The 24659-nt window shown below is 58.3% G+C and carries 34 protein-coding genes; 21 read left to right on the top strand and 13 right to left on the bottom strand.

Annotated features, from left to right (window positions below; genetic code table 11):
* Positions 1–91 precede the first annotated feature (91 nt).
* On the bottom strand, positions 92–931 hold the full coding sequence (locus AC2FF8_RS12840; RefSeq protein ID WP_170345701.1) for a flagellar motor protein MotB: 840 nt from the start codon (positions 929–931) through the stop codon (positions 92–94).
* An 85-nt stretch (positions 932–1016) separates the two neighbouring features.
* A complete protein-coding gene (locus AC2FF8_RS12845; protein WP_480685731.1) occupies positions 1017–2336 on the bottom strand; it encodes a FliI/YscN family ATPase in 1320 nt (439 codons plus the stop codon).
* Between the two features lie 105 nt (positions 2337–2441).
* Here AC2FF8_RS12845 and AC2FF8_RS12850 point away from each other — a divergent pair, with 105 nt between their 5' ends.
* The 9 genes from AC2FF8_RS12850 to AC2FF8_RS12890 are packed head-to-tail and all read left to right on the top strand — an operon-like array spanning position 2442 to position 6986.
* Positions 2442–2828 (top strand): FlgB family protein, encoded by a 387-nt coding sequence (locus AC2FF8_RS12850; RefSeq protein WP_152459747.1) that lies wholly within the window; start codon positions 2442–2444, stop codon positions 2826–2828.
* 11 nt (positions 2829–2839) lie between these two features.
* The gene (gene flgC / locus AC2FF8_RS12855; protein WP_170345698.1) at positions 2840–3226 is read left to right on the top strand and encodes a flagellar basal body rod protein FlgC; all 387 of its coding nucleotides are present in this window, start codon (positions 2840–2842) and stop codon (positions 3224–3226) included.
* Between the two features lie 12 nt (positions 3227–3238).
* Positions 3239–3529, top strand: coding sequence for a flagellar hook-basal body complex protein FliE (gene fliE, locus AC2FF8_RS12860; RefSeq protein WP_171171810.1), 291 nt, complete (start codon positions 3239–3241; stop codon positions 3527–3529).
* A 4-nt stretch (positions 3530–3533) separates the two neighbouring features.
* Positions 3534–3806 (top strand): flagellar biosynthetic protein FliQ, encoded by a 273-nt coding sequence (locus AC2FF8_RS12865; RefSeq protein ID WP_170345696.1) that lies wholly within the window; start codon positions 3534–3536, stop codon positions 3804–3806.
* A complete protein-coding gene (locus AC2FF8_RS12870) occupies positions 3806–4516 on the top strand; it encodes a flagellar hook-basal body complex protein (RefSeq protein WP_171617376.1) in 711 nt (236 codons plus the stop codon). The genes AC2FF8_RS12865 and AC2FF8_RS12870 overlap by 1 nt, the downstream gene beginning before the upstream one ends.
* 21 nt (positions 4517–4537) lie before the next feature.
* The gene (gene flgG, locus AC2FF8_RS12875) at positions 4538–5323 is read left to right on the top strand and encodes a flagellar basal-body rod protein FlgG (RefSeq protein WP_496879876.1); all 786 of its coding nucleotides are present in this window, start codon (positions 4538–4540) and stop codon (positions 5321–5323) included.
* Entirely contained in the window at positions 5323–5739 is a 417-nt protein-coding gene (flgA, locus tag AC2FF8_RS12880; RefSeq protein WP_170345693.1) for a flagellar basal body P-ring formation chaperone FlgA, read from the top strand. The genes flgG and flgA overlap by 1 nt, the downstream gene beginning before the upstream one ends.
* Positions 5739–6470, top strand: a complete 732-nt coding sequence (gene flgH / locus AC2FF8_RS12885) for a flagellar basal body L-ring protein FlgH (RefSeq protein WP_209834199.1) — start codon at positions 5739–5741, stop codon at positions 6468–6470. Before flgA ends, flgH begins: the two co-directional genes overlap by 1 nt.
* Before the next feature lie 9 nt (positions 6471–6479).
* Positions 6480–6986, top strand: coding sequence for a flagellar basal body-associated protein FliL (locus AC2FF8_RS12890; RefSeq protein WP_170345691.1), 507 nt, complete (start codon positions 6480–6482; stop codon positions 6984–6986).
* Positions 6987–7019: 33 nt separating this feature from the next.
* On the opposite strand, the gene AC2FF8_RS12895 is transcribed toward AC2FF8_RS12890, so the two are convergent.
* The 8 genes from AC2FF8_RS12895 to AC2FF8_RS12930 form a co-directional block, all read right to left on the bottom strand.
* A complete protein-coding gene (locus AC2FF8_RS12895) occupies positions 7020–7406 on the bottom strand; it encodes a hypothetical protein (RefSeq protein WP_425079379.1) in 387 nt (128 codons plus the stop codon).
* Positions 7403–8491: a flagellar type III secretion system protein FlhB gene (gene flhB / locus AC2FF8_RS12900; RefSeq protein ID WP_496879877.1), complete on the bottom strand. Its 1089-nt coding sequence runs from the start codon at positions 8489–8491 to the stop codon at positions 7403–7405. Before flhB ends, AC2FF8_RS12895 begins: the two co-directional genes overlap by 4 nt.
* Complete coding sequence (locus AC2FF8_RS12905) at positions 8488–9261, bottom strand: flagellar biosynthetic protein FliR (RefSeq protein ID WP_496879878.1); 774 nt, start codon at positions 9259–9261, stop codon at positions 8488–8490. Before AC2FF8_RS12905 ends, flhB begins: the two co-directional genes overlap by 4 nt.
* Positions 9258–11345 carry a flagellar biosynthesis protein FlhA gene (gene flhA, locus AC2FF8_RS12910; protein WP_496879879.1) on the bottom strand — a complete coding sequence of 696 codons (2088 nt, stop codon included), beginning with the start codon at positions 11343–11345 and terminating at the stop codon, positions 9258–9260. Before flhA ends, AC2FF8_RS12905 begins: the two co-directional genes overlap by 4 nt.
* Positions 11346–11354: 9 nt before the next feature.
* Positions 11355–12053, bottom strand: a complete 699-nt coding sequence (locus AC2FF8_RS12915) for a transglycosylase SLT domain-containing protein (protein WP_496879880.1) — start codon at positions 12051–12053, stop codon at positions 11355–11357.
* Positions 12054–12126: 73 nt separating this feature from the next.
* The gene (locus AC2FF8_RS12920) at positions 12127–12555 is read right to left on the bottom strand and encodes an Lrp/AsnC family transcriptional regulator (RefSeq protein ID WP_171641952.1); all 429 of its coding nucleotides are present in this window, start codon (positions 12553–12555) and stop codon (positions 12127–12129) included.
* A gap of 52 nt (positions 12556–12607) precedes the next feature.
* The gene (locus AC2FF8_RS12925) at positions 12608–13927 is read right to left on the bottom strand and encodes an MFS transporter (protein WP_496879881.1); all 1320 of its coding nucleotides are present in this window, start codon (positions 13925–13927) and stop codon (positions 12608–12610) included.
* Positions 13928–13930: 3 nt separating this feature from the next.
* On the bottom strand, positions 13931–14188 hold the full coding sequence (locus AC2FF8_RS12930) for a metal-sensing transcriptional repressor (RefSeq protein ID WP_257599819.1): 258 nt from the start codon (positions 14186–14188) through the stop codon (positions 13931–13933).
* A 133-nt stretch (positions 14189–14321) separates the two neighbouring features.
* Here AC2FF8_RS12930 and AC2FF8_RS12935 point away from each other — a divergent pair, with 133 nt between their 5' ends.
* The 7 genes from AC2FF8_RS12935 (at position 14322) to ptsN (ending at position 19105) form a co-directional block, all read left to right on the top strand.
* The gene (locus AC2FF8_RS12935) at positions 14322–14936 is read left to right on the top strand and encodes a ribonuclease D (protein ID WP_170345683.1); all 615 of its coding nucleotides are present in this window, start codon (positions 14322–14324) and stop codon (positions 14934–14936) included.
* Complete coding sequence (locus AC2FF8_RS12940) at positions 14933–15901, top strand: KpsF/GutQ family sugar-phosphate isomerase (protein ID WP_170345682.1); 969 nt, start codon at positions 14933–14935, stop codon at positions 15899–15901. Before AC2FF8_RS12935 ends, AC2FF8_RS12940 begins: the two co-directional genes overlap by 4 nt.
* Before the next feature lie 11 nt (positions 15902–15912).
* Complete coding sequence (locus AC2FF8_RS12945) at positions 15913–16512, top strand: LPS export ABC transporter periplasmic protein LptC (protein WP_257599821.1); 600 nt, start codon at positions 15913–15915, stop codon at positions 16510–16512.
* A gap of 3 nt (positions 16513–16515) precedes the next feature.
* Entirely contained in the window at positions 16516–17007 is a 492-nt protein-coding gene (locus tag AC2FF8_RS12950; protein ID WP_425079372.1) for an LptA/OstA family protein, read from the top strand.
* A complete protein-coding gene (gene lptB / locus AC2FF8_RS12955; RefSeq protein ID WP_152459766.1) occupies positions 17007–17765 on the top strand; it encodes an LPS export ABC transporter ATP-binding protein in 759 nt (252 codons plus the stop codon). Before AC2FF8_RS12950 ends, lptB begins: the two co-directional genes overlap by 1 nt.
* A 252-nt stretch (positions 17766–18017) precedes the next feature.
* A complete protein-coding gene (hpf, locus tag AC2FF8_RS12960) occupies positions 18018–18581 on the top strand; it encodes a ribosome hibernation-promoting factor, HPF/YfiA family (RefSeq protein WP_170345680.1) in 564 nt (187 codons plus the stop codon).
* A 59-nt stretch (positions 18582–18640) separates the two neighbouring features.
* The gene (gene ptsN / locus AC2FF8_RS12965; RefSeq protein WP_117872900.1) at positions 18641–19105 is read left to right on the top strand and encodes a PTS IIA-like nitrogen regulatory protein PtsN; all 465 of its coding nucleotides are present in this window, start codon (positions 18641–18643) and stop codon (positions 19103–19105) included.
* Between the two features lie 57 nt (positions 19106–19162).
* On the opposite strand, the gene dalA is transcribed toward ptsN, so the two are convergent.
* Entirely contained in the window at positions 19163–19678 is a 516-nt protein-coding gene (dalA, locus tag AC2FF8_RS12970) for a divisome-associated lipoprotein DalA (RefSeq protein WP_425079371.1), read from the bottom strand.
* Between the two features lie 169 nt (positions 19679–19847).
* Here dalA and AC2FF8_RS12975 point away from each other — a divergent pair, with 169 nt between their 5' ends.
* Both AC2FF8_RS12975 and AC2FF8_RS12980 read left to right on the top strand, forming a co-directional pair.
* Positions 19848–20447, top strand: a complete 600-nt coding sequence (locus AC2FF8_RS12975) for a L,D-transpeptidase (RefSeq protein WP_496879882.1) — start codon at positions 19848–19850, stop codon at positions 20445–20447.
* Between the two features lie 139 nt (positions 20448–20586).
* Positions 20587–20769 carry a hypothetical protein gene (locus AC2FF8_RS12980; RefSeq protein WP_117870963.1) on the top strand — a complete coding sequence of 61 codons (183 nt, stop codon included), beginning with the start codon at positions 20587–20589 and terminating at the stop codon, positions 20767–20769.
* Between the two features lie 72 nt (positions 20770–20841).
* Here the strand turns inward: AC2FF8_RS12980 and hemH are convergent, their stop codons facing one another.
* Complete coding sequence (hemH, locus tag AC2FF8_RS12985) at positions 20842–21891, bottom strand: ferrochelatase (RefSeq protein ID WP_425079370.1); 1050 nt, start codon at positions 21889–21891, stop codon at positions 20842–20844.
* A gap of 56 nt (positions 21892–21947) precedes the next feature.
* Positions 21948–22778, bottom strand: a complete 831-nt coding sequence (locus AC2FF8_RS12990; protein ID WP_496879883.1) for a methyltransferase domain-containing protein — start codon at positions 22776–22778, stop codon at positions 21948–21950.
* Between AC2FF8_RS12990 and AC2FF8_RS12995 the strand changes: the two genes are divergently transcribed.
* Genes AC2FF8_RS12995 through AC2FF8_RS13005 form a run of 3 tightly spaced genes read left to right on the top strand, consistent with a single transcriptional unit; the run spans position 22759 to position 24649 of the window.
* Entirely contained in the window at positions 22759–23523 is a 765-nt protein-coding gene (locus AC2FF8_RS12995; RefSeq protein WP_425079369.1) for a double zinc ribbon domain-containing protein, read from the top strand. The genes AC2FF8_RS12990 and AC2FF8_RS12995 overlap by 20 nt on opposite strands.
* Positions 23524–23561: 38 nt before the next feature.
* Positions 23562–23819 carry a glutaredoxin 3 gene (grxC, locus tag AC2FF8_RS13000; protein ID WP_152459773.1) on the top strand — a complete coding sequence of 86 codons (258 nt, stop codon included), beginning with the start codon at positions 23562–23564 and terminating at the stop codon, positions 23817–23819.
* The gene (locus AC2FF8_RS13005; RefSeq protein WP_425079368.1) at positions 23819–24649 is read left to right on the top strand and encodes a carbon-nitrogen hydrolase family protein; all 831 of its coding nucleotides are present in this window, start codon (positions 23819–23821) and stop codon (positions 24647–24649) included. Before grxC ends, AC2FF8_RS13005 begins: the two co-directional genes overlap by 1 nt.
* The last annotated feature ends 10 nt before the right edge of the window (positions 24650–24659 follow it).

Below are 24659 nucleotides of genomic sequence, written 5' to 3' on the forward strand. Positions count from 1 at the left end.
GGGTGGGCCCTTCTGTTGCGTCCGTCTTTGATGCAACAGGTAACGCGCTGCCCCTTAACAGCGCGCTAACATGTAAAATACGCTCTATCATTTAGGGCTGGCGCAGGAAGATCACTTCGATCCTGTTGTTCCGCGCAGCCATGGGATTTTCGGCGAACAGTTCTCTGTCGGCATGGCCCGTAACACGATCCATCCTTTGTGCCGCAACGCCCTTGTCTTGCAGCAACTGGCGCAATTTTTGAGCCCTTGCCGTGGACAACTCCCAGGCTGTGTTGCGCGCCTGTACGACCGGAGATGCGCTGACATGCCCTTCGACAGCGATCGAATTGACGACAAGATCCGAGGCTCGGGCGAGGATCAGGGCCAGGGACCGCAGAAAGCTGGTTGGTTTGTCAGAGCCCGATTCGAACAATGCCTGATCGTCGGTGTCGAACAGTTCCACCACCAATCCTTCATCTGTGACCCGTGTGACGATATGCTTGAGCAGCTTGTCCGAGACCTCGCTTTCACCCGTGCGCCCCAGCAGTTGCGCCTCCAACGTAGTGAAGTCTTCCTTGTTCCCTTTGCCGCCGCCCTCGGCATTCACTCCGATCGAGCCGCGGGCCTGATGCGATTCGGTCGGGTGTGTGGTCGTGGCACCCTGACCGTCCCGCAGCAGCACTTCTTCAGACAGCATGCTGTCGCCGCCAAACGCCCCGTCTCCGCCGCCGGATTCCGGGCTCAGCGGGATTGTTGGCGCGAAATAATCCGCCAACCCTTTTCGTTGCTGTTCCGTTGTTGCGTTCAGCAGCCACATCAACATGAAGAAGGCCATCATGGCCGTCACAAAGTCGGCATACGCGACTTTCCACGCGCCACCGTGATGGCCATCGCCACCCGATACACGCTTCTTCTTGATGATGATTGGCGCCGCATTGGTTTGCGCACCCATCTCCACCACCTTTTTATCACCCGACTATCGGGATAGCAGCGCAGGTCTTAAGGTGGCCTTAACACTTAAAACTGTTCAGAGTTCGCTATCGCGGCAGGCCGGCCGAAGCACGGCGCAGAATCAGGGACAGCCGGTTAAAGCTGTTTTCAATCCCTTCGGAATCGGGTTTGCCGAAAAATGCGTCCAACTCCTCATGAACGCGCACGGCCTGATCCAAGAGCGGGTCTGATCCTTCTGAATACAGCCCGGCCTTTATCATGACTTCGGATTGTTCGTAGCTGCCGACAAGTTTGCGGGTTTCGTTGATCATCTGGTTCTCGGCCTCGGACGCGGCCTCTGGAAGGCTGCGGGATACGGATTTGCTGAGGTCAATGGCCGGGAAGCGCCCGCGTTCGGCAATCTCGCGGCTGAGTACGATATGCCCGTCCAACACACCGCGCAGTATGTCGGCGATTGGTTCATCCATGTCGGAGCCCGCAACCAGGACACTGAATACGGCGGTGATATCACCCTGCTCCTGCGTGCCGGGGCCTGCGCGTTCACACAGATTGGCAATCAGGGGGGTGACAGAGGGTGGATACCCTCGGAGCGACGGGGCTTCGCCCATGGCAACGGCGATTTCACGGTGCGCTTCCGCGAAACGGGTTACCGAATCGGCCAGAAACAGGACGTTCAGCCCCAGATCCCGCAGAAACTCTGCCGCCGACATGGCCGACCACGCGCACCGTCTGCGCGCCAATGCAGACTGGTCGGACGTCGCGGCGACTACGATAGTGCGCTTCATGGCTTCCGGGCCTATGGCGCGGGCAACAAATTCGTTCACTTCACGCCCGCGTTCGCCGACAAGAGCCACCACAACCACGTCAGCCTGCATGAAGCGCGCCAGCGTCGACAGCAGCGTTGATTTCCCCACACCCGATCCCGCAAACAACCCAACGCGTTGACCGCGCACAATCGGCAGCATGGTGTTGAGAACGGATAGTCCAGTGGCCATCCGCTTTCCCAATGGCTTGCGCGCCACCGCAGGCGGGGGGGCTTGCATGATATCGCGATCCTGTGGCCCGTTCAGCAGGGGTTTTCCGTCCAGCGGTTTGCCAAACGGATCAATGACGCGCCCAAGCCAGTGCGTTGCGGGCGCGAATCCAGGCGAGGGATCAAGGTACACACGGTCCCCGAGGCTGACACCGTCAGGGGCGGACCCCGGAATCATGTGGATATGGTCTGCACCGACATGCAGCACTTCACCGGCCAGATCGGGCCCTGCGCGCCGCCGCAATGTAAGCAGGTCTCCGATTCGCGCATGTTCATTGAGGCCACTGATCTCGATCAATCCTTGTGCGACACCACTGACCAGGCCGACGTGGCGGATCGAAGTCATCCGATCGAATTCATGTTTCAGAAGCATCGGGTCGAGATCAGACATCTTGGGTTCTCCAATTGGGTTCTGAAAACGGTTTCTAAAGGAATCGGGGTTAAGCCTTGATTGAAATTGATCGAGGGAGAAGCCCCGATGTTCTATGACTTGAACGTCCTTAAGACTGCGTACGCAATGGCAACCCATGCCGGGCAACGGCAGGCGGTGATTGCGCGCAACATGGCCAATGCGGATACGCCGGGCTACCAGCCGCGCGATATCGAACCCTTCCATACAGCACTTGAAACCTCGGGACGCGAAGTGACCATGGTGGCTACGCGGCGGGGTCATCTGCACGGCGGTACAGGTGCGCAGCCCTGGGCAGAGCACCAGGCCGTTCCGTCGGGTGATCCAAATGGCAACGGTGTATCGCTTGAAGAAGAGATGCTGAAATCGGTCGAGGTCAAACGACAGCACGACCGCGCGTTGGCGATCTACAAATCCTCGATGAACATCCTTCGCACCAGTCTGGGACGTGGATAAGGGGGCCGAGGATGAGCGACTTTTCCCACTCACTTGCGGCATCCGCCAGCGCCCTGCGTGCGCAGGCAGCCCGTCTGCGCCACGTGTCCGAAAACATATCGAATGCGGATACGCCCGGGTATCGGCGCAAGACGGTGCCGTTTGAGACCATAGAAAAAGATGGTCAGAACGTGGTGCAAGCCGGCCGCGTAAAGCTTGATCGACGCGACCTGACACGAATTTTCGACCCCGGCCACCCGATGGCAGATGCCAGTGGTCACTATCTGGGATCGAATGTCGATCTGATGATCGAAATAGCCGACGCGCGCGAGGCGCAACGGAGTTACGAAGCCAACCTCAAGATGTTCGATCAAACACGGCAAATGTCGTCGTCATTGATGGAACTGCTTAGAAAATAAAGGACAGCCAGAATGGACATTCGATCATTGAACGCCGCGCAGAATTATGCCGGCGCCCGTCCTGCAACCCAGGCCGACCCAGATCACTCGGGCATGGTGCAGGGGCTGAAGGCAAGTTTTCAGGACTTTGCATCCACGTTGAAACACAGCGAGCAGATGTCGCAGACCGCGATGGTCGGGCAAGCCGACCCGCACGCGCTGGTGCAGGCGCTGGCACAGACCGAACTGGCCGTTGAGACAGCTGTGATCGTTCGCAACAAGGTGGTCGAGGCCTATCAGGAAATCCTTCGGATGCCGGTCTGATACGATGCTGAGCGAAGGTCTTTTCTATGACATCGTGCGTCAGGCTCTTTGGATCGCCGTCATCACATCGGTCCCGATTCTGGCAGTTGCTCTGGTGTCAGGCCTGGTCGTTGGTCTGTTTCAGGCTCTGACGTCGATACAGGAAATGACGCTGACCTTTGTTCCCAAACTGATCGCCATCGTCGTCGTGTTCTGGATCTCGATGGGGTTCATGACTCAGACCCTTGTTACGTTTTTCACCGGTACGCTTGTTCCATTGATCGCAGGAGGTCGCTGATGGACACCGCCTATGTCACCCTGTCCCGCCAGTCCGGGCTGATGAATGAAATGCGCCTGGTGGCGAATAACATCGCAAATGCCAACACGACCGGCTATCGCCAGCAGGGGCTGGTGTTCTCGGAATACATTCGAGATATGCCGAACAGCCCCTCCCTCTCCATGAGCCGGGCCGAGGCGCGAAATACGTCAATGCAACAAGGTGTGCTGACGCAAACCGGCGGGCAATTTGATTTTGCCATCGAAGGCGACGGTTTCTTCATGGTCGAAACCCAGGATGGCAACCGGCTGACGCGGGCTGGCAGCTTTTCTCCCAATGCCGATGGCGATCTGGTTTCAATGGATGGCGCGCGCGTGCTCGATGCCAATGGCGCGCCTGTGTTCATCCCGCCTGATGCGGCGTCAATCGATGTCGGCAGCGACGGAACGCTGAGTGTCGATGGTCAGCTTCTGGGTCAGCTGGGCGTTTTCAACGTCGCCGATACGAACGAACTTGTACGCGAAGGAAACACTCGTTTCCGCACCGACGGTGCAATTGAGCCGGTCGACGAGCCGGTGGTTTTGCATCGCTTTCTCGAAGGGTCAAACGTGAATGCGATTCAGCAAGTGACCCGTTTGGTGGAAATCCAGCGCGCCTATGAGCTGGGGCAAAGCTTTCTTGAGAGTGAAGATGAGCGCGTGCGTGGAGCACTCAAGGCGTTGATGCGCTGATTTGGATGAGGAGAGTTGGACATGCGGGCCCTTAAAATTGCCGCCACCGGGATGACAGCACAACAGATGCGGGTCGAGACGATCTCGAACAACCTCGCGAATATGAATACCACCGGCTACAACGCCCGACGGGCCGAGTTCGCCGACCTGCATTATCAACAGATGGCGCGGGCCGGCACGGTGAATGCGTCGGACGGAACGGTTCTGCCCACGGGTATTCAACTGGGTCTGGGTGTGCGACCGGCGGCGGTGACAGTGCAATTGGAACAAGGCGCCTTGTCGGCCACCGGGAGCGATCTGGATGTTGCAATCGAAGGTCGCGGATATCTGGAGGTGACCTTGCCCAGCGGTCAGGCTGCTTATACGCGCGACGGCAGCTTGAAGCGGTCGGCGGAAGGACTGATCGTTACCTCTGACGGGTTTGCGGTTTCGCCTGAAATCACCATCCCCGACGATGCGCGTTCTGTTTCGATCAACGCGTCGGGCGAGGTCTATGCATATTTTGACGATTCCCCCGAAGGTCAGTTGCTTGGCGAGTTTACGCTGGCCAGTTTTTCGAACGCCAAAGGGCTGGAAGCCGTCGGAAGCAATCTGTTCAAGGAAACCGAAGCGTCCGGTTCTCCGGTTCTGGGTGCGCCGGGCGAAGACGGTCTGGGAACTTTGCGGCAGGGATATCTGGAAGACAGCTCGGTTGACGCCGTTCGCGAAGTTACCGAGCTGATCGAAGCGCAACGCGGCTATGAGATGAATGCCAAAGTCATTACCGCGGTGGACCAGATGATGAGCGCGACAACGCAGGTACGGTGATGCGATATCTGGTTCTTTCTCTGGTGCTGCTGGCGCCAATTGCCGCCCAGGCTGACATCGTGGTGCCGACACGCACGATCCGGGCCAAGGAAGTCATTTCTGCGGCCGATCTCGAGTTGAAGCCAACAGATGTTGCGGATGCAATTTCAGACCCTGACCTTCTGATCGGACAAGAGGCCCGGGTGGCGCTCTACCCCGGTCGGCCAATTCGCGGCTCTGATGTCGGGCCACCTGCCATCGTGGATCGAAACGATCTGGTCGTGCTGGTGTTCAGCAGCCAACCCTTGTCGATCACCACAGAGGGCCGGGCCTTGGGGCGCGGTGCGGCGGGGGATCGCATTCGGGTCATGAACCTTTCATCCCGAACAACCGTAACAGGCCGAATCCGTCCGGACGGTCAAATCGAGGTACAGTGATGCACGGATTGCCAAAAACCCTTGTCCTGACGGCTTTTGTCTTGTCCGCATGTGGTCGAATGGATCATTTGGGCAAACCGCCAAGTTTCACACCCAACGAGGATTCCCCGGAACAGGTTGCAATGTTGTGGCCGGGTTTGCCATTGCACACCCAACCCCAGCGAAACGTCGACCGGTCCTCTTTGTGGAGCGGCGGGCAGCATTCGCTTTTGGGCGACCAGCGCGCGATCAAGAAAGGCGACATCCTGACCGTTGTCATCGAGTTGGACGAGAAGGCCGAAATTTCGAACAACACCAGACGATCCAGATCCGGGTCCGAGAATCTTGAAATCCCCAGCCTCTTTGGCCTGCCTCAGCGTGTGCAAAAGAACCTGCCCCAGGGCGCGTCCTTGGATGAAGCCGTTTCGATTGAGGCAGATTCCTCAAGCTCTGGCCGCGGATCCGTCAGGAGAAACGAAAAACTGACTCTGCGTGTTGCCGCAACAGTGCTGGATGTGTTGCCGAACGGAATTCTTTCAATATCGGGATCCCAGGAGTTGCGGGTCAACTTCGAGCTGCGAGAGCTTCTTGTCACGGGATATGTCCGCCCGCAGGACATCTCGCGGCAAAACGAAATAACCTATGACAAAATCGCGTCAGCGCGCGTGTCATATGGCGGCAGAGGGCAGATAACGGATGTCCAGCAACCCCGCTATGGTCAGCAAGTTCTTGATTCCCTTTTGCCGTTCTGAGGTGAGACCGTGGTTGCGAAATTGATTCCCGTGATTTTTCTGATTGTTGGACTCGGCGCGGGTATTGGCGCGGGGCTGGCTTTTGCACCTGCGAAAAAACCTGAAACCGCGGTTGCCGAAGAAAAAGCAGTCAAAGAGGACAAGGCGGCCGGCAAGAAAACAGGAAAATCAAAGGAAAAGGGCGAGGCGAAAAGCTTTGAATATCTGAAAATGACCAAGCAATTCGTCGTCCCCGTTGTGAAAGACGACCAGATCGAAGCCATGGTAACGCTGTCGCTGAGCCTTGAGGCGAACCCGGCAATTACAGAAACCTATTATGCAATCGAGCCTAAACTCAGGGATGGCTTTCTTCAGGTTCTTTTTGACCATGCAAACACGGGTGGTTTTGACGGGGCTTTTACAGAATCCGGGAACCTGGATGTATTGCGGAAATCCTTGCTGGAAGTGGCGCGCAAAGAATTTGGCGACGACGTGTCCAAAGTGCTGATCCTGAGTGTAAACCGACAAGACAGCTGACACTGGTCAGCCCGAAACTTCGGGCCGGTCAAGCTATGGCCCGAAGTGCTTTCTGGTTTTTGCTTTTCGGTTTGCCTGCTGAACTTTCTTCCGCAATGTTTCCACGGCTTGTTTTCGCCCAAAAGCAGCACGTAAAGCTTCCATTCCGGCCAGTTTCTGCGCGCGGGTTCGTGCCAGTTGCAGGTTCAATTGTCTCCGCGTCGCGGACTCCCAACTATTCCAGAGAACGTCGGTTCCTGAAACCTGATAGCCTTCGACCTTGGTGCTGTCTTTGCGCGCCTGATGGAGTTGACTGTCCAATCTGGCAAGTTGCTGCCTGATCCGTGCCTCGGCCTCCAGGATCGGTCGCAGCGCTTGAAACTGCTTCTGAAACGCTGCGTCGGTCACTTTTTCCAGATCGGGTAATTGCGTGCGAGTCATCGAACTTGCTCCTTCGCGCGTTTCCGCATCGCTTCGGCAAACCGGATCGCGGCGGCAACAGGACGATAGTGCTCTTCGGCGATCTCCTGACCTATGTCCACGGTCGCGTGAAGTGCGCGAGCTGTGGGAGGGTCCGAATGGATCGGAACGCCTGCTTCTCCTGCGGCGGATCGGATGGTGGCGGCGATTTCGTCCACCCCCTTGGCAACACAAACCGGGGCGCTGCCCGCAACCCGTGTCCATTTCAGCGCCACGGCATAATGGGTGGGGTTTACGATCACGACATCCGCGCCGGGAACATCTGCCAACATTTGGTTGGTTGCGATTTCCTGTGCACGCTGGCGCCGGTGTTGTTTGACATGGGGGTCGCCCTCGGCATCCTTGGTTTCATCCATGATCTCCTTGCGCGACATACGGTTCTTGCACATGTGCTCGGCATATTGCCAAAGGAAATCGACAACCCCGATGGCCAGCGCGATTGCGATCACGATGAACAGAAAGCGAAACAGCAGGTTCATCATCAGCAGAATGGATGATTTTGCCGGCGCCGCGCTGGCAGACAGAATCTCGGTTAGATTGGCCTTCAGAAACAGCGCAAGGCAGGTGCCATAGATCAACAGTTTGGTGGTGCTTTTGGCAAACTCGAACAACCCGCCCCGCCCGAACTTGTTCTTTGCGTTCGAAATCGGCGAGATACGCGAAAGTTTTGGTTTCAGTTTGCTTGGGGCAAAGATCAGCGCGCGCTGTGCGATCAAGTTCAGCAGAACAGCCGCGGCAGGAAGGCAGAACAGCAAAGCAACAGGCAGTAGGGCACTTTTCAAAACCCCAGCAACCGGAGCATGCGATGGCCCATCCGTCAGAAGCCGTGCAAATGCGTCGGACTGATCGATCAGGACCATGAACACGGTGCCCATATGCTCGACGGTGTATTGACCGACTGTAAGCAGGGCGATCAGAAGCCCGGTATATGCCGCCACAACCGACAAGTCGTTGGATTTTGGAACCTCACCTTTCTCGCGCGCTTTCAGCAGTTTTTGCGGCGTCGGTTCGTATGACTTGTCGCTTTCGTCATCACCTGCGCTCATCTTTGCGCTCCCATCGGGTTGGTGAAGAAAGCGACCAGCGCGTCAGCCCACACGGAAAGGATCAGCGGTGTGCCTGCGAACAGCAGAAACAGCCCAGCAAAGGTAATCGCCGGAGCACCGACGAAGGCTACCATCAACTGCGGCATTGCCCGGTTGATGACCCCAAGTGCCAGATTGTAGATCAATGAGGCGATGACGAACGGCGTTGCCAGTGCAAAAGCCAGCCCAAAGCTGTTGGCGACCTGATGCAATCCCCAGCGCGACACATCCGAGGCTTCGGGTGCCAAACCTATTGGAAACAGGGCATAACTCTGGATTAGGAACTGTGCGGCCCGGACGTGCAGGTCCATGATTACCGCGAGTGTCAGCCCTGCCAGGGTTAGCAGGTATCCCATGGCGGGGACCGGATCGGCCGCCGCGCCACCCAGCAGTTGCGACAATGACGTTGACTGAGCCGCAATAGACCCTGCGGTTTGCAGTGCGAGAACGAAAAGGCGCAAGCCTATCCCAATGACAAGCCCGATCAGAACTTCGGTGCCGACCAGCCGCACGGTCGCCCAAAGGCTGGGGTCAATTCTGACGGGAGGCGCAGCGGGCAGCATGATCAGCGTGAAAGCAACGGAAGCACCAAGCTTTACCCGTGTCGGAATACTACGTTCACCGAAAGCTGGAAGCAGCGAGACAAGAGCGGAGACGCGCAGAAACACGACAAAGGCCTGCCACATTGCTTCGGCCAGCTGCGACAGCATTTCTGGCGGCAGGGCAATCACGCTGCAACAGTTCCGACCAAGGCAGGTTTGGCTTCCAGCCCGATTTCTTCGAAGGACAAAACCGGGTTGGACACGCCGCGTGCCTGCATGACGGTGCGCAGCAACCGACGGCGCCGGGTCGAGGTCACGACAGCCGGAAACAGGCCGTTGTCAGCGGATCTGGCGATGCTGCTTACAACTCCGTCGGCCAGTTTGTTGAACACGTTCGGGGGCAGCGCGACGTCCATGCCGGTATTTGGGGCGTCGATCTGGTAAGAGGCGAATGTGTCCTCCCATTCCGGGGCCAACTGGATCAGAGGGATCGAACCATCCTCGCGCTTCATGTCCGCGACCAGCTGAAAGCCAAGACGCTGACGCACCAGTTCACAGATGCCTTCGGGCTGGGTTGTGGTCAGCCGCGCCTCGGCGACACTTTCAAGGATCAGCGCCATGTTCCGGATCGACACACGTTCGTCAAGCAGCAGGCGCAGAACCGCGTGCAAAGTGTCGATCGGCACTTTGTCGGGGATCAGTTCATCCAGCAGTTTGCGGTTGGCTTCGGCGCGTACCGGGTCGCTCAGACGGGTCATTTCCGACAGCAGGCGACGGAGGGATTTCAGGGTCAGCAGGCGCGAGAAGTTCTGTTTGATGATCTCCAGCAGATGGGTGGCAAGAATTTCGGGCGGTGAGACTATAGTGGCTCCATTCAGCGCGGCGTCCTCCTGATCCTTGGGCAGGATCCAGCGTGCCGGAGCACCATAGACCGGCTCGGTCACGTCATTGCCCTCCGGCAAAAGGTCAAAACCGTCCTGCACGAGCGCCAGGATCAGATCGGGGTGCAAGACACCGCGTGCCTGTTCGACGCCCTGAACCTTGATCACATACGTTCCGGTCGGCAGGTCGGCGCGGTCGGTCAAGCGGATTTCGGGCAGGATCAGGCCAAAGGTCGACGCCACATAGGTCCGCATATTGGCAATTCGGGCGTCCAGCCCGGTGCCCGGATTCAGAACTATGCTGACCAGATCCGGCGCGAACTCCAGATGGACATCATCCAGGTCCAGGATGTCGCCGATAGCTTGGGATGTCGGCGCTTCGGTTTCGGTCGAGGGCAGGTTTGCCGATGCGGTTGCGTCTTTCTGTTTTCGGTGAACATTGTAAGCCGCGTATCCCAGAATGGCCGCGCCAAGGATGAATGGCAGAAAAGGGAGACCGGGCACCAGCGCGAACAGGACCATGAGCACCGCGACAGTGGACAATGCTGCCGGGTGGCGGCCGAGTTGAGAAAAGATGGCGGTGTCTGTTGCCCCCTGCGTGCCGCCCCGTGCCAGCAGCAGGGCAGACGCTATGGAAATGATGACGGCGGGAATTTGCGACACCAACCCGTCGCCGACGGTCAGAATCGCATAGGTTTCGAACGCCGAGGCCACGGGCATTCCATGCACGACGACGCCCATGACCAGGCCCATGACGAGGTTCAGCAACGTGATCAGAAGCCCGGCGACGGCGTCTCCCTTCACGAATTTCGACGCACCATCGAGAGAGCCAAAGAATGTCGTCTCCTGCTGTTCCAGCTCTCGCCGTTCCTTGGCTTGCTGATGATCGATTGCCCCGGCGGACATATCGCTGTCGATCGCAAGTTGTTTGCCGGGCATCCCGTCCAACGCAAAGCGTGCGCCTACTTCGGCCATGCGGGCAGCGCCCTTGGTGATGACCATGAAATTCACGATCAGCAGAACGCCGAACACCACCAGCCCAAGAAAAATGCTGCCGCCCATGACGAAACTGGCAAAACCTTCGATCACGTCTCCTGCCGCATTCGGGCCGGTGTGCCCCTGCCCGATGATCAGTTTCGTCGACGATACATTCAGCGACAGGCGCAACATCAAAGACGCCAGCAGAATCGTCGGGAAGGACGAAAAGTCCAGCGGGCGTTCAATGAACAGGGTCAGGGTGAAGATCAGGATCGCCAGCGCAAAAGAGGCCGCCAAACCCACGTCCAGAACCCAGGCTGGCATGGGCAGGATCATCATGACGATGACCGTCATCAGCGCAATCGCCAGCAGGACAGTAGGCGAAAACAGGGACTGGATGTCGATCTTGGGCACGCGAAACTCCTAATTGAAGGCGATAAACGCTGTTGCGGCGCCTGCGGCTGGCACCAGAGACCCAAGCGCGCCGGTCCGGGGCGATGCCGCGGGAATGGGGATCAAGGGGAGTCCGGCCCCGGTGAACGGATCCCGAGTTGTGGCCGCAACCCGGGTTCGGGGCCCCCCTTCGAGCTGTGCCAGCACCGTTTGAAACCGCTCTTTGTAAGCTTTGGCAAGGGGTGATGTGCGGGAATGGTAAGCCCCCGCTGCCGCGGGCCACGATCCAAGCTCGGCATGGAGTTCGTTCAGGAACCGGGCGGCGTAGGTTGCATTCTCATCTGGATCGAACATCGCGTCTATCGAACGGAAGGCTTTGCCGTGCCAGCGATAATTGATCTGAAAGCAGCCCACATCAAAGCTGCGTGCGCCGGTTTTGAAGATTTTGAACGCATAGGCCTTGGCTTCGACCTCGGACTTGAACCAGTACCCCTGACCGCCGACATTGATCGTCCAGGGCCAGGGCTGCAACCGGCCGTCCAGCCTGCGCCCGGTTTCAACGCGCGAGATGGCGCGCAGCACGTCCAGGGGCACGCCTTCGGACAAAGCGGCGCGGCGCGCGGCCTGATCGCACAGGTCACCGGTTTTGGCATCTGGCATGGCAAACCCTGCCTGCGCCAAAAGCACATGCACCAACATGAGTAACAGCGGGAACTTCTGATTTGGCATTCTGCCGGTCCGGGATTCTGATCTGTCCCGGCCAAGCTAGCCAACGATCGGTTTACAGAGAGTTATCGCCGCTTCAGTTTCGATCTATCCTGCGCCCGAACACAACGCTGGTATTGGTGCGCAGGACACCGGGGATCTTCGCCAGGTCGTCGACCAGAATGTCCAGATCCTCCAGCCTGGGCGCCTCTGCCGACAGCATAAGATCGAACTCTCCGTTTATCGACAGGCATAGCTTGACCTCGGGGTAGGCTTCGAGCCGCCTGATGATCCGGCTGGTTTCCTTTTGCTGCACTTCAAGCATGACGATGACCTGCACTTTCGGCGTGTCTTCGGTGGACCCGAGGCGCACGGAATATCCTTCGATCAGGCCGCGCTGTTCCATCCGGTTTATTCGCTCGTGCACGGTTGTCCGGGCAACACCCAGCGTGGTCGCAATCTGCGTGGTCGAGGCGCGTGCGTTGGTTTGCAGGGCGGCGATGATGCGGCGGTCAAGCTGGTCCATTGGGGCTCTGGTTCGTGGTCATTCCGGGTTGAGATCAGATCGAAGCGCCCGCTCAGGGTTCGCGCGGGATGCGCGGGTGCAGATCGTCGATGATGATCGGATGCGCGTGCGGGCCTGGCCCGGCCAGATGTGGGTGATCGGGCGGCAGGTCGGGGTGATCATGGGTGATCGGTTCCTGGTCGAGGCGCGGCCAAAGGCCGATTGCACCGACGACGCCGGCCACGGACAGCGTCGCCATGCTGCTGAGTGTGACGGCCGGACCAAACACGGTCATCAGCCACCCTGCCAGCGGGTAAAGAACCAGCCAGCAGCCATGCGAAAGGGTAAACTGTGCGGCGAAGACGGCAGGGCGATCCTCGGGGTGGGCCGACCGGGTCAAAAGGCGGCCCGAGGGTGTCAGGGTGGTGGAATATCCGAAGCCGGTGAATGCCCACAACGCGGTCAGCAACCCGAGCGACAGAGGAGCAATTGCGGCCAGCATCGCGGCGACGGCCATGGAACCAGTGGCAAAAACGGCGCCCGCGACCATGACCCGACGGTCCTCGATCCGATCCAGAAGGCGGGGCAAGGTAAAGGCCGCCAGCATCGATCCGCCCCCGAACCCGGCCAGGGCAATGGCCACGGCGCTTTCCGACAGGCCCAGATTGGCACGCACGATGACCACGGTGTTCACGATCACCATCGAGCTCAGTGCCGCCGCGCTCCAGCTGAGTGCAAGCAGCCCGCGCAACCGGGGTGTTTTCAGATAGATACGTATGCCGCGTGTTGTGCGGTCATAGATGCCGCGGGGCCGGCTTGGCTTGGGTGACGGAAGCACGACCGAGACAACCAGCATTGCCGATGCGACAAAACCCAGCGCAGTACCCCAGAACAGGCTGTTGAAGCTGACCAGCAGCAGCAATGCGGCGGCGAACATCGGGCTCAGCAGGCTTTCCATATCGTAGGCCAGGCGCGACAGCGACAAGGCACGCGTGTATTCAGCTTCGTCCGGCAGCACGTCCGGAATCGTGGCCTGAAAGGCGGGCGTAAAACCCGCCGACGCAGATTGCAGCACGAAGATCAGCACGTAGATCTGCCAGACTTCGGTCACGAACGGCAGGCACACTGCCACCGCAGCGCGGATCAGGTCCAGCACGACCAGCATCTTGCGACGATCCAGACGCTCGGCAAATGCAGCGGCGAGTGGGGCAACGGTGACGTAAGCCACCATCTTGATCGTCAGCGCGGTGCCAAGGACAAGGCCCGCGGCATTCCCGGCCAGATCAAAGGCGAGCAGCCCCAGTGCAACCGTGGCCAGCCCGGTTCCGGTCAGGGCGACGATCTGGGCCACGAACAGGTGGCGGTAGGTGCGGTTTCTCAGAATGCTCAGCATGGCTCAGAGGTACTTTGTGATCGCTTTGAACTCTTCGATCCCGCTGCCATCGTCGTCAGAGGACAGGCAGTGTTCGATATGATCATGAATCAAAGCGCGTTTGGCATTGGTGACAGCCTTTTCAACAGCAAACAACTGTTGTGCGACGTCCGAACAGGGGGCTTGCCCCTCGAGCATGGCAATGACCTTGGCCAGATGCCCATGGGCCCGCTTCAGCCGGGCCATGATCTGTGGATGTGACTCGTGGGCGTGATTTGACATGGCTTATCCATATCCCCCCGATGGGGATATGGTCAAGGATTTGGCATCGAATGGCCCGCGACTTTTGGACGGCGTTGAGTTTGGGGACCAAACCGCCTATCTCGGGGGCGATATCGCACAAAGGAATAGTCGCGTGGCGAACCATTTGTACAAAAACGATCTGCCGGATGGGCTGGATCTGGGCCCGGTTGTGGCCATTGACTGTGAAACCATGGGGCTGAACCCGCATCGCGATCGCCTGTGCGTGATTCAGATGTCAGGTGGTGACGGAAACAGCCATATCGTTCAGGTGGAAAAAGGCCAGACCGAGGCGCCGAACCTGAGTGCCATGCTGGAAAACCCTGACGTGCTGAAGCTGTTTCATTTCGGGCGTTTTGACATTGCCGCGATGTATCACACCTTTGGCGCCCTGGCCGCACCGGTTTACTGCACCAAGATCGCCAGCCGGCTGGTGCGCACATACACCGACCGTCACGGGTTGAAGAACCTGTGTCAGGAACTGATTGGCGTGGATATCTCGAAACAACAGCAGATGAGCGATTGGGGTGCTGAAACCCTGACGGATGCGCAGCTGGACTATGCGGCCTCGGACGTTCTTTATCTGCACCGCCTGCGGGACGAGTTGAACAAGCGGCTGGCGCGCGAGGGTCGGGCCGAGATGGCGCAGGCCTGTTTTGACTTCCTGCCGATGCGTGCGAAGCTGGACCTCGCCGGTTGGCCCGAAACGGATATTTTTGCGCACTCATGACCGATACCGAAGCATTCCTGAAAACCGCCCGCCAGGTCGTCACCGATGAAGCCCGTGCGCTGGACGTTCTGGCCGACAGCCTTGACGAGCATTTTGCCGAGGCCGTGCATCTGATCCTGAAAGCCACCGGGCGTATCATCATCAGCGGCATCGGCAAATCGGGCCATATCGGCCACAAGATTGCCGCCACTCTGGCAAGTACCGGAACGCCTGCCTATTTCGTGCACCCGGCCGAGGCCAGCCATGGCGATCTGGGCATGGTTTCCAAAGGCGATGTGGTGCTGGCGATTTCGAATTCCGGCGAAGCGCCCGAGCTGGCCAACCTGCTGGCCTTTACGCGCCGCTTTGGCATTCCGCTGATCGGGCTATCCAGCAAGCCAGAAAGCACGTTGATGAAACAGGCCGATGTGCATCTGCTGATCCCGTCGATGGGCGAGGCCTGCGGTTATGGCATGGTGCCTTCGATCTCGACGACGCTGACCCTTGCCATGGGCGATGCGCTGGCCATTGCGCTGATGAAGTATCGCGATTTTCGCCCCGAGGATTTCCGTGCCTTCCACCCCGGCGGCAAGTTGGGAGCGCGGCTGAGTACGGTGGGTGACCTGATGCATACCGGCGACGCCCTGCCTCTGGTCGCCGCGAACACCCCGATGAGCGACGCGTTGATCGAAATCAGCCAAAAGGGTTTCGGCGTGGCCGGTGTAACGGATGCGCAGGGGCAGTTGTCGGGCATCATTACGGACGGTGACTTGCGGCGGCACATGGATGGCCTGCTGGATAAAACGACCGAGCAGGTCATGACCGCCAATCCGACCACCATAACACCGGGCGCATTGGCGGAAGAGGCGGTGGCGATCATGAATGATCGCAAGATCACTTCGCTGTTCGTGGTTGACGAGGCTTCATCAGGTCAGCCCCTGGGCCTTCTGCATATCCACGACTGCCTGCGCGTCGGCCTGGGCTGAGGGAGGCTGAAGTGGACAGGTATTCCCGCATGGTACAGTTCCTGAAGGTTCTGTTGCCGCTTGCGGCCATTCTGATGCTGTCCACCGTGTTCCTGCTGTCCCGCAGCATCGAAACCAACGTATCGGTGCCATTTGCAGAGAAAGACATTGACGAGCGGCTGGCGCAGCAGGTGGTCACACAGCCGAAATATCGCGGGACAACCCGCAAAGGCGAAGATGTCCAGATCGAAGCCATCCAAGCCAAGCAGGGCGGCGAAGACGAAACTCCGACCGCATCCGAATTTCGGGGCCGTCTGGGGCTTCTCAGCGGTGGAGCGATATTTCTGGATTCCAATTCAGGTTTGATCCGCCCTGATGAGGGCACGGCAACTTTTGTCGGCGACGTGGTGATTACAACCGCCGACGGTCTAAAGGTCACAACGGATCTGCTCAACACGTCGCTGGACGAAATCCGGGGCGACACGCCGGGGCAGGTAAATGGAACCGGGCCGATCGGCAACTTTTCCGCCGGACGCATGACCTTCGGGGCTGAAAAAAAGGACGGACCGGTCCATATTGTTTTTACAGACGGCGTGAAGCTGGTATACGAGCCTGAAAAAGCAGAAAGATAACCTGTGTTTGATTTTCGTTTTGTTCCTTTGTGCCTGGCTCTGGTTGCAGGTGCCGTAACCGCGACTGCGCAGGAGGCGCAGGTGGCTTTTGGTTCTGCAAATGCCGACCCAAGCCTTCCGGTCGAGGTCACGTCCGAAACGTTGAACGTCAACCAGGAGGACGGTTCTGCCGAATTCCTCGGAAATGTCGTCGTCATTCAGGGCGAAATGCGGCTGACCGCTGAACGGGTTCTTGTGATCTACAACGAGGAACGATCGGCGATTGAACGGATGGAAGCCACCGAGAATGTAGTTCTGGTCAGCCCGCCGGATGCGGCAGAGGGCGATTGGGCAGAATACACGATCGATTCCGGTGTGATCGTCATGAAAGGCAATGTCCTGCTGACGCAAGGCCCCAGCATCATCAGCGGCGATCAGATGAACGCCAATCTGACAACGGGCACAGCGACCATGACCGGGCGCGTCAAAACGATCCTTCAACAGGGAAACAACTGATGGCGCGACCCGACCTGTCAGTGGCCGAAGGCAATTCCGGGCTGCGCATCGAGAAGCTGCGGAAATCCTACCGTAAGAAAACGGTGATCCGCGATGTCTCGATGACGCTGGACCGGTCCGAAGTCGTTGCCCTGTTGGGACCCAACGGGTCGGGTAAGACCACGACTTTTTATTCCGTGGCAGGGCTTGTTTTCCCGGAGGCCGGCAAAGTCACGATAGATGGCCAGAATGTTACGACTTTGCCGATGTACCGGCGTGCGCGAATGGGAATCGGTTATCTGCCGCAGGAGATGTCGATCTTTCGCGGCATGAGCGTCGAGGACAATATCGCTGCGGTACTGGATATCACGGTTCCTCATGCTCACAGGCGGAAAGAACGGCTGGAAGAGCTGTTGTCGGACTTCTCGATCGAACATCTGCGCCGCGCGCCGGCTCTTGCCCTTTCCGGCGGTGAGCGCCGCCGCGTTGAGATAGCGCGATGTTTGGCCGCAGACCCGAAATATCTTTTGCTGGACGAACCATTTGCGGGTGTTGATCCGATCAGCGTCGGCGATATCCGGCATCTGGTGGCCGACCTGAAAAAACGGGGGATCGGTGTTCTGATCACCGACCATAACGTGCGGGAAACGCTGGAAATTGTCGACCGCGCCTATATCCTGCATGACGGGCAGGTTCTCATGTCCGGCACTCCTGACGAGGTCGTCGAGAACGAGAATGTCCGCCGTGTCTATCTTGGTGAAAACTTCCGTATTTCATAGGCTTGCTCTGGTCTGCGTCGGGTGCATGGCGGAAATCGCGTATATACACATCTGTTTTGATTGACTCTTCCGTCGTCTCTTGCCTCAATTGTCCCATGGCATTTACCCGGTTTCAGTCTGGAGATCGTTGTCCCTTCGTTGAAGGGCTGGAGTTAAGACAACCGCGGAAAGTGCCTCGACCCCCCACCCGATAAAAACAAGTTCGTCACGCAACGTGACGTCAGAATGGGTGTGAATTGTGAAGGAGATCACATGCGTTACCAAATCAGCGGAAAACAGATCGACATCGGTGCGGCGCTTCAGACTCACGTGCAGACCGAATTGGGCGAGGTTGTGAGTAAATATGCTCAGCGGCCTACCGATGCCAACGTCGTCTTTTCCCGTTCAGCGCATGAATATGTATGCGAAACAACAGTGCACCTGTCCACCGGGCTGACCGCTCAGGCCAAGGCGCATGCAACCGAAATCTATGCAGCGTTCGAGGCATGCTGCGACAAAATGGAAACACAACTGCGGCGCTACAAACGTCGTTTGAAGGACCACCACAAGGATCGATCCGAGCCGGTTGAACTCTTTGGGGCGTCCTCTTATATCCTCGCCTCTGACGAATCGGACACGGCCGATGAACCCGAATCGCTACAGCCCATGATTGTGGCTGAGATGGAAACAAAAATCCCGTCTTTGAGCGTTGGTGAAGCCGTGATGCAAATGGAACTTGCCGGTGCCCCGGTGCTGGTGTTCAGAAATGAGAACAAGGATGGATTGAACGTCGTGTATCGTCGCGAAGACGGTAACATCGGCTGGATTGATCCTTAACAGGCAAGGATACGGGGCCGCACCCGCCGAGGCGGGTGCCGTTCCCATGGAGCGTGATCATGGAGCTTTCGAGCATACTGAAGCCCGAAGCAGTGCGTGTACTATCCGCCGCTTCCAGCAAGAAGCGGTTGTTTCAGGAAATCGGCGATGTAGCAGCCGCCAATCTGGGGCTCGACTCTCAGGCGGTCGTTGACTGTCTGCTTGAACGGGAAAGCCTGGGCCCGACCGGTGTGGGGCATGGCGTTGCGCTTCCGCACGCGCGTTTGCCCGAGCTGGATTCGGTTTCGGGCGTATTCGTCATGCTGGAAAAGCCCATCGACTTTGGGTCGGTTGATCGTCAACCCGTCGACATCGCCTTTGCACTGTTTGCACCGGAAGAGGCCGGCGTCGATCATCTCAAGGCGCTGGCGCTTGTGTCGCGCACGCTGCGGGATACTTCGGTGTGCACCAAGCTTCGGGCGAACCCTGATCCGGTCAAACTCTATGCGATCTTGACCGAAGCGCAGTCCATGCAAGCAGCGTAAACTGAAAAAAAAGCCCCCGAAATCCGGGGGCTTTTTCTGTGTAAGCGGTGATCGGGATCAACCGCCGGTTCCCATTTCCAGCGTCCACCAGATTTTCCCGCCTTTTTCCTGATGCCAGGCGAACCCCATCTGCGTGGCCTTGGGGTCCATGATGACGGCGCGCGGTCCGGGTTCCTGCATCCAAGCAGCAAGGGTTTCGGTTTCGGTTTCGTAGGTCTCGGAAATGGCTTCACCGAGGAATGTGCCGAAATATCCGACCCGTGCAGCCCGATCGATCGGAGAAGAACCGTCGGACCCAAAGTGCCAGGGCCGGTTCTGCCTTGCCATGTCCTTGGAATGGGTCGCCGCCGCCGCGTTCAACTGCGCGTTCAGCTGGACAGGCTGCAATCCCTGGGCCTGACGCAGGGCGTTGACCGAATCAACCATGCGGAACTGTAGTTTTTCCGGGTTGCCGCGAATTTTGTAGACCGTGGGCAGCGGGCGGCCGTCCGCACCAATGGTCGTGGTGCCGGTGTCTGTACATGCCGCCAGCGCGACAAAGCAAATCAAAAGTAAAGAAAGGATACGCGTCATGATCGACCTGGTTATTGTGTCTTTACAGGGCATAGCGCGCCTGACAGCTCTGAGCAAACGCGCAATGGCCCTAACTTGCGTGATTCTGCCGGTTTGATTTGCGACTGAAGCATTCTGGCAATAGAATGTCACGGATTTCAGACCTCACTTGAACACAGGACCCGTTGTCATGGTCAAAAAGCGCATTCAAACGTCTACACGCAGGGGTTTTCTGGCTGGGGCCACCGCGACGCTGGCAATCCCCGCACTGGCACAGTACACCCCCGGTGATCCGCTGCGTCCCGCACCCGAACCCGAGCCATCGGTGCGCCGGAACGTATCGGGTTTTCGGGCACTGGATTGGCAGCCGTATTTTTCGAACACCAGAAACGGCGCCATTCTGGTCGATACCGTATCGCGCGCGCTGCACTATTGGTCGGATGATCAAACCATATACAAACTCTACCCTTCATCGGTTCCACTGACCGAGGAACTGACCCGCCGGGGGCGTACCAGCGTGATCAGAAAGGTTGAAGGGCCCAGCTGGTCTCCGACTCCGTCCATGAAAAAGCGAAACCCGGAATGGCCTGACTATATCCCTCCGGGGCCGGATAACCCGCTGGGAACACATGCTTTATACCTGAGCTGGAAATACTATCGCATTCACGGAACGCACGATACGCGCAAAATCGGTCGCCGGTCGTCGAATGGCTGTATCGGTCTGTTCAACGAAGACATTGCCGAGCTGTTCTCGATGGCGAAGGTCGGCACGCAAGTGTTGCTAATTTGACGACATTTTCGTGTGGGAACCCGCTTAGCGGTCAAGTTGCAATTGCATTCCAGCGTCAATGCTGATTAGAAAAAACCACGAGGTAAGTCTTAGATGTGCGGTTCCGGGCATTGGAACTGCGCAAATTCTGGAGGTTAATATGAAGAAACTCGTTCTCGCTGCTGCTCTGACTGCTGCTGCTTCGACCGCTTATGCTGGTAACCTGGAAGAGCCGGTTGTTGAAGCACCTGTTGTTGTAGAAGAAACTCAGGGTTCGTCGCAGGGCATCCTGCTGCCGCTGATCCTGTTGGTCGTTGTTGCTGCTGCTGTTGCTGCAAGCTAATCCGACACGGAATTCATGAAAAAGGCGGTGGAGCAATCCACCGCCTTTTTTGTTTTCCCAAGGCTGTGCCGGTCAGTCCAGCCAGCCGCGCAAGTTTTCTTCGATCACCGTGCCCAATGCAGCAATGTGCGCCGCATCGTCATTGAGGCATGGAATATAGGTGAAGGTTTCACCGCCCGCGTCTTCAAAGCTTTCCTTGATCTCTTCGTTGATCTCTTCCAGCGTTTCGATGCAGTCGGCCGAGAATGCCGGCGCGATGACCGCTATGTTCTTTTTGCCCTGCTTGGCCAAATCCGCCACATGATCCACTGTATAAGGTTTCAGCCATTCCTCGGGGCCGAATCGCGACTGGAACGTCGAAACCAGTTGATCATCCGACCATCCCAGCCGTTCCTTCAGCAGCCGTGTCGTCTTGGCGCACTGGCAATGATAGGGATCACCCTGTTGCAGATACCGTTCCGGCATCCCGTGATACGAGCAGACCAGAATATCGGGTTTTGTCTCTGCCGCTGCATAAGCACGTTCAACCGATTGCGCCAGGGCGTCGATATAGGCGGGTTGGTCGAAATAGGCCGGTACGGTTCGCGAGGCGGGCTGCCAGGTTTCGTCCATGAGTGCGCGGAAGAACTGGTCATTGGCGGTGGCCGTGGTTGCGCCCGCGTATTGTGGATAAAGCGGGAAGAACAGAATACGGTCACAGCCTTCGGCAACCATCTCGCGCACTTTGGATTTGGTTGACGGATTGCCGTAGCGCATACAGAAATCGACCATCACCTGATCCCCGTACCGATCCTGCATCGCGTCGCGCAGTTTGGCAGTCTGGTCCTTGGTGATCGTCATAAGCGGGCTTTCGCCCTTCTCGTGATTCCAGATCGATTTGTAGGCTTCACCCGAACTGAATGGCCGCTTGCTGAGGATGATCCCCTGAAGAATCGGTTGCCATTTCCATTTCGGATAGTCGATGACCCGCTGATCCGACAGGAACTCGTTCAGATAGCGGCGCATCGGCCAATAGGTGTAATCGTCCGGGGTGCCCAGATTGGCCAACAAAATGCCAACGCGACCCATCTTGACCTTCGGATGGTCGGCAGGGGCATGAGCGGGGCGAGTGGCATCAAACATGTGGGCATTCCTGAGTTATCGTGTTCAGACCTGAGATAAAGGGATTTGGTTGCGCGTCAATCCGGCAGTTTGCCCTCTTCCGTGCGCAAGGCATCTGCAAGACGCATTTGGGCTGACCCCGGGCGCAGCGGCTTTGGTTGGCAGCCATCGGGGGACCAACCGGTCAGGCAAATCAGTTCGAAGGTTGCGGCAAGGCGGCCTGTTTCCGTCGAAAAGTGATCGGAATAGACGCGCTGCGCGGTTTCGAACACTCTGCGTCGCGTCGGGCATTTCAACCGGGCAGCCAAAGCGTTGGTTTCACCCATGTCCCTCAGATCGTGCATCAGGTGCCAGATGTCGCGGTATTCTGCCGTCAACGGTACGGCATCGGCCACTGGCAATGCCAGACCGGCCCGTTGCAGCAATCCACCCAGATCGCGCAGCTCGGCCATGGGGGCGATTCGGGGGCTGAGCCCGCCCGTGACCTCGATTTCGGCCTGACCCAGCGCGGCGCGCAATTCGTGAAGGGTCTCACCCCCGAGGCACAGGACAAGCACCAGCCCGTCTGGCTTCAAAGCCCTTTTGCATTGGATCAGCTGGCCGACCGGGTCATTGGCGCAGTGCAGCGCCATCGCATGAATCGCCAGATCATGCGCACCGGGTTGCAGTGACAGCACATCGTCATCCGCGACAATGGCGGCATCCGGAAAAACGTCTGCCCAAAGCTGTGGGAAAGGGGTCACAACCGCAGGTGCCGTAAAGCTTCTGTTAACCATGGAGAGCCGATCCTGAACCTCATCAATGGCGGCGCGGTGCAAGAACAGGGCGTCGTCCTTCGCGCGGGCGCGATGATGCAGAATGGCGTTACGGTCGAAAAGAGAGGATGCGGTGGGCTCGGGCAGTTTCATAGGTCGCAAGTATCGCATTGCGCGGCGGATTCAAACTGCCCTTGCATTGATCTATCCGCCGCGATGCATGGGTTGCGGAGAGCTGACGGAATCCGATTTCGGCCTGTGTGGGGCGTGTTGGCGGGATACGCCGTTCATCGGTGGTACGGTTTGTGAAAGCTGCGGTGTGCCAGTGATCGGAAGCGCAGACAGGTTCCGGACCGAGTGCGACGATTGTCTGAAAACCCCTCCGCCGTGGAAAGCGGGTCGCGCTGCGCTGATGTATGATGGGAAGGCGCGGTCACTTGTTCTGGCTTTGAAACATGGTGACCGGACCGAACTGGCCCGCCCCGCTGCGCGTTGGATGGCGCAGGCCGGACGCGAGCTGTTGCGTCCCGGGATGGTGATTGCTCCGGTGCCGTTGCATTGGTCGCGCCTGCTGAAACGGCGATACAATCAGTCTGCACTGTTGGCACGCAACCTGGGGCGAGAAACCGGATTGGACTGCGTGCCGGATCTGCTGGTGCGCAAACAGCGGACCCCGGTGCTGGACGGAAAGACCGCGCGGGAAAGGGGCGAGACCTTGGAGGGCGCAATTGACATCCACCCAAGGCGGGCACTGCATTTGAAGGGGCGCGATATCCTGCTGGTGGATGACGTGATGACATCCGGCGCGACGTTTGCGGCGTGCACGCGTGCGTGTCAGGCCGCAGGGGCAAATCATATTTTCGTGTTGGCACTGGCGCGCGTTGCCAAGGATGCCTAATTCGCCCAAGATTGCACGAAATCCAAAGGGACCGGAACATGAAGCCCGTAGAAATCTATACCTCGCCGCTCTGTGGTTTTTGCCACGCGGCCAAGCGTCTGCTGAAGCAGAAAGGCGTTGAGTTCAAGGAAGTTGACATTCTGATGCACCCCAAACGCAAACCCGAGATGATCCAGCGCGCAGGCGGCAAACGCACCGTGCCTCAGATTTTCATCGGGACGCAGCATGTGGGCGGCTGCGACGACCTTTACGAGCTGGAGCGGCAAGGCAAGCTTGACCGTCTGCTTGCGGCCTGATGAAGACCGCGCTGCTGCAAATCACCTCGTCGGATGATCCGGTCGAAAACCTGGACATGGTGCGCGCCATGGCGGCCGACGCGGCAGGGCAGGGGGCGCGGTTTATCCTGACGCCAGAGGTCACGAATTGCGTGTCAAACAGTACGACGCGGCAACACGAGGTTCTTCAGCACGAAGAAGACGACATCACCTTGGCCGGCCTGCGGGATCAGGCCGCCCGACTGGGCGTTTGGGTGTTGATCGGATCACTGGGGATCAAGACTCATGACGCTGACGGGCGGTTTGCCAACCGCTCTTTCATGATCGATCCGCAAGGTCAGATTGTGGCGCGCTACGACAAGATCCATATGTTCGACGTGCAGGTCACGGAAACCGAGACGTTCCGCGAATCGAAAAACTACCGCCCCGGCGAACAGGCGGTCATAGCCGAGACCGACTTTGGCAAGGTGGGTCTGACCATCTGTTACGACATCCGGTTTCCATACCTGCACGCGGCTTTGGCACAGGCAGGCGCACGGGTTTTGACTGTGCCGGCGGCGTTTTCACCGGTAACGGGCGCCGCACATTGGGAATCACTGTTGCGGGCCCGGGCGATCGAGACGGGCTGTTGGGTCTTGGCTCCGGCACAAACGGGGGAACACCCGACGACGCGTGGAAAGACACGTTTTACCCATGGGCACAGCATGGTTGTGGACCCTTGGGGAAAGGTGCTGATCGACGCAGGGACAGATCCGGGCATTCACATTTTCGATTTGGATGATAGTTCTGTGACAGAGGCGCGCCGTCGCGTGCCGTCGTTGACACACACCCGGTCTTTCACGGGACCCTGACAGAACTGAA

The organism is Ruegeria sp. YTSA144, assembly GCF_059610125.1.

What these genes read in the sequence shown, in the direction of transcription:
- dalA (WP_425079371.1), bottom strand. Translation starts at nt 19,678, where the DNA reads ATGACGCGTATCCTTTCTTTACTTTTGATTTGCTTTGTCGCGCTGGCG.
- AC2FF8_RS12865 (WP_170345696.1), top strand. Translation starts at nt 3,534, where the DNA reads ATGCTGAGCGAAGGTCTTTTCTATGACATCGTGCGTCAGGCTCTTTGG.
- AC2FF8_RS12915 (WP_496879880.1), bottom strand. Translation starts at nt 12,053, where the DNA reads ATGCCAAATCAGAAGTTCCCGCTGTTACTCATGTTGGTGCATGTGCTT.
- grxC (WP_152459773.1), top strand. Translation starts at nt 23,562, where the DNA reads ATGAAGCCCGTAGAAATCTATACCTCGCCGCTCTGTGGTTTTTGCCAC.
- flgH (WP_209834199.1), top strand. Translation starts at nt 5,739, where the DNA reads ATGCACGGATTGCCAAAAACCCTTGTCCTGACGGCTTTTGTCTTGTCC.
- AC2FF8_RS13005 (WP_425079368.1), top strand. Translation starts at nt 23,819, where the DNA reads ATGAAGACCGCGCTGCTGCAAATCACCTCGTCGGATGATCCGGTCGAA.
- ptsN (WP_117872900.1), top strand. Translation starts at nt 18,641, where the DNA reads ATGGAGCTTTCGAGCATACTGAAGCCCGAAGCAGTGCGTGTACTATCC.
- AC2FF8_RS12845 (WP_480685731.1), bottom strand. Translation starts at nt 2,336, where the DNA reads ATGCTTCTGAAACATGAATTCGATCGGATGACTTCGATCCGCCACGTC.
- AC2FF8_RS12980 (WP_117870963.1), top strand. Translation starts at nt 20,587, where the DNA reads ATGAAGAAACTCGTTCTCGCTGCTGCTCTGACTGCTGCTGCTTCGACC.
- AC2FF8_RS12990 (WP_496879883.1), bottom strand. Translation starts at nt 22,778, where the DNA reads ATGAAACTGCCCGAGCCCACCGCATCCTCTCTTTTCGACCGTAACGCC.
- AC2FF8_RS12840 (WP_170345701.1), bottom strand. Translation starts at nt 931, where the DNA reads ATGGGTGCGCAAACCAATGCGGCGCCAATCATCATCAAGAAGAAGCGT.
- hpf (WP_170345680.1), top strand. Translation starts at nt 18,018, where the DNA reads ATGCGTTACCAAATCAGCGGAAAACAGATCGACATCGGTGCGGCGCTT.
- AC2FF8_RS12870 (WP_171617376.1), top strand. Translation starts at nt 3,806, where the DNA reads ATGGACACCGCCTATGTCACCCTGTCCCGCCAGTCCGGGCTGATGAAT.
- AC2FF8_RS12975 (WP_496879882.1), top strand. Translation starts at nt 19,848, where the DNA reads ATGGTCAAAAAGCGCATTCAAACGTCTACACGCAGGGGTTTTCTGGCT.
- flhB (WP_496879877.1), bottom strand. Translation starts at nt 8,491, where the DNA reads ATGAGCGCAGGTGATGACGAAAGCGACAAGTCATACGAACCGACGCCG.
- lptB (WP_152459766.1), top strand. Translation starts at nt 17,007, where the DNA reads ATGGCGCGACCCGACCTGTCAGTGGCCGAAGGCAATTCCGGGCTGCGC.
- hemH (WP_425079370.1), bottom strand. Translation starts at nt 21,891, where the DNA reads ATGTTTGATGCCACTCGCCCCGCTCATGCCCCTGCCGACCATCCGAAG.
- flgG (WP_496879876.1), top strand. Translation starts at nt 4,538, where the DNA reads ATGCGGGCCCTTAAAATTGCCGCCACCGGGATGACAGCACAACAGATG.
- flgC (WP_170345698.1), top strand. Translation starts at nt 2,840, where the DNA reads ATGAGCGACTTTTCCCACTCACTTGCGGCATCCGCCAGCGCCCTGCGT.
- AC2FF8_RS12940 (WP_170345682.1), top strand. Translation starts at nt 14,933, where the DNA reads ATGACCGATACCGAAGCATTCCTGAAAACCGCCCGCCAGGTCGTCACC.
- AC2FF8_RS12925 (WP_496879881.1), bottom strand. Translation starts at nt 13,927, where the DNA reads ATGCTGAGCATTCTGAGAAACCGCACCTACCGCCACCTGTTCGTGGCC.
- fliE (WP_171171810.1), top strand. Translation starts at nt 3,239, where the DNA reads ATGGACATTCGATCATTGAACGCCGCGCAGAATTATGCCGGCGCCCGT.
- AC2FF8_RS12850 (WP_152459747.1), top strand. Translation starts at nt 2,442, where the DNA reads ATGTTCTATGACTTGAACGTCCTTAAGACTGCGTACGCAATGGCAACC.
- AC2FF8_RS12930 (WP_257599819.1), bottom strand. Translation starts at nt 14,188, where the DNA reads ATGTCAAATCACGCCCACGAGTCACATCCACAGATCATGGCCCGGCTG.
- flgA (WP_170345693.1), top strand. Translation starts at nt 5,323, where the DNA reads ATGCGATATCTGGTTCTTTCTCTGGTGCTGCTGGCGCCAATTGCCGCC.
- AC2FF8_RS12895 (WP_425079379.1), bottom strand. Translation starts at nt 7,406, where the DNA reads ATGACTCGCACGCAATTACCCGATCTGGAAAAAGTGACCGACGCAGCG.
- AC2FF8_RS12920 (WP_171641952.1), bottom strand. Translation starts at nt 12,555, where the DNA reads ATGGACCAGCTTGACCGCCGCATCATCGCCGCCCTGCAAACCAACGCA.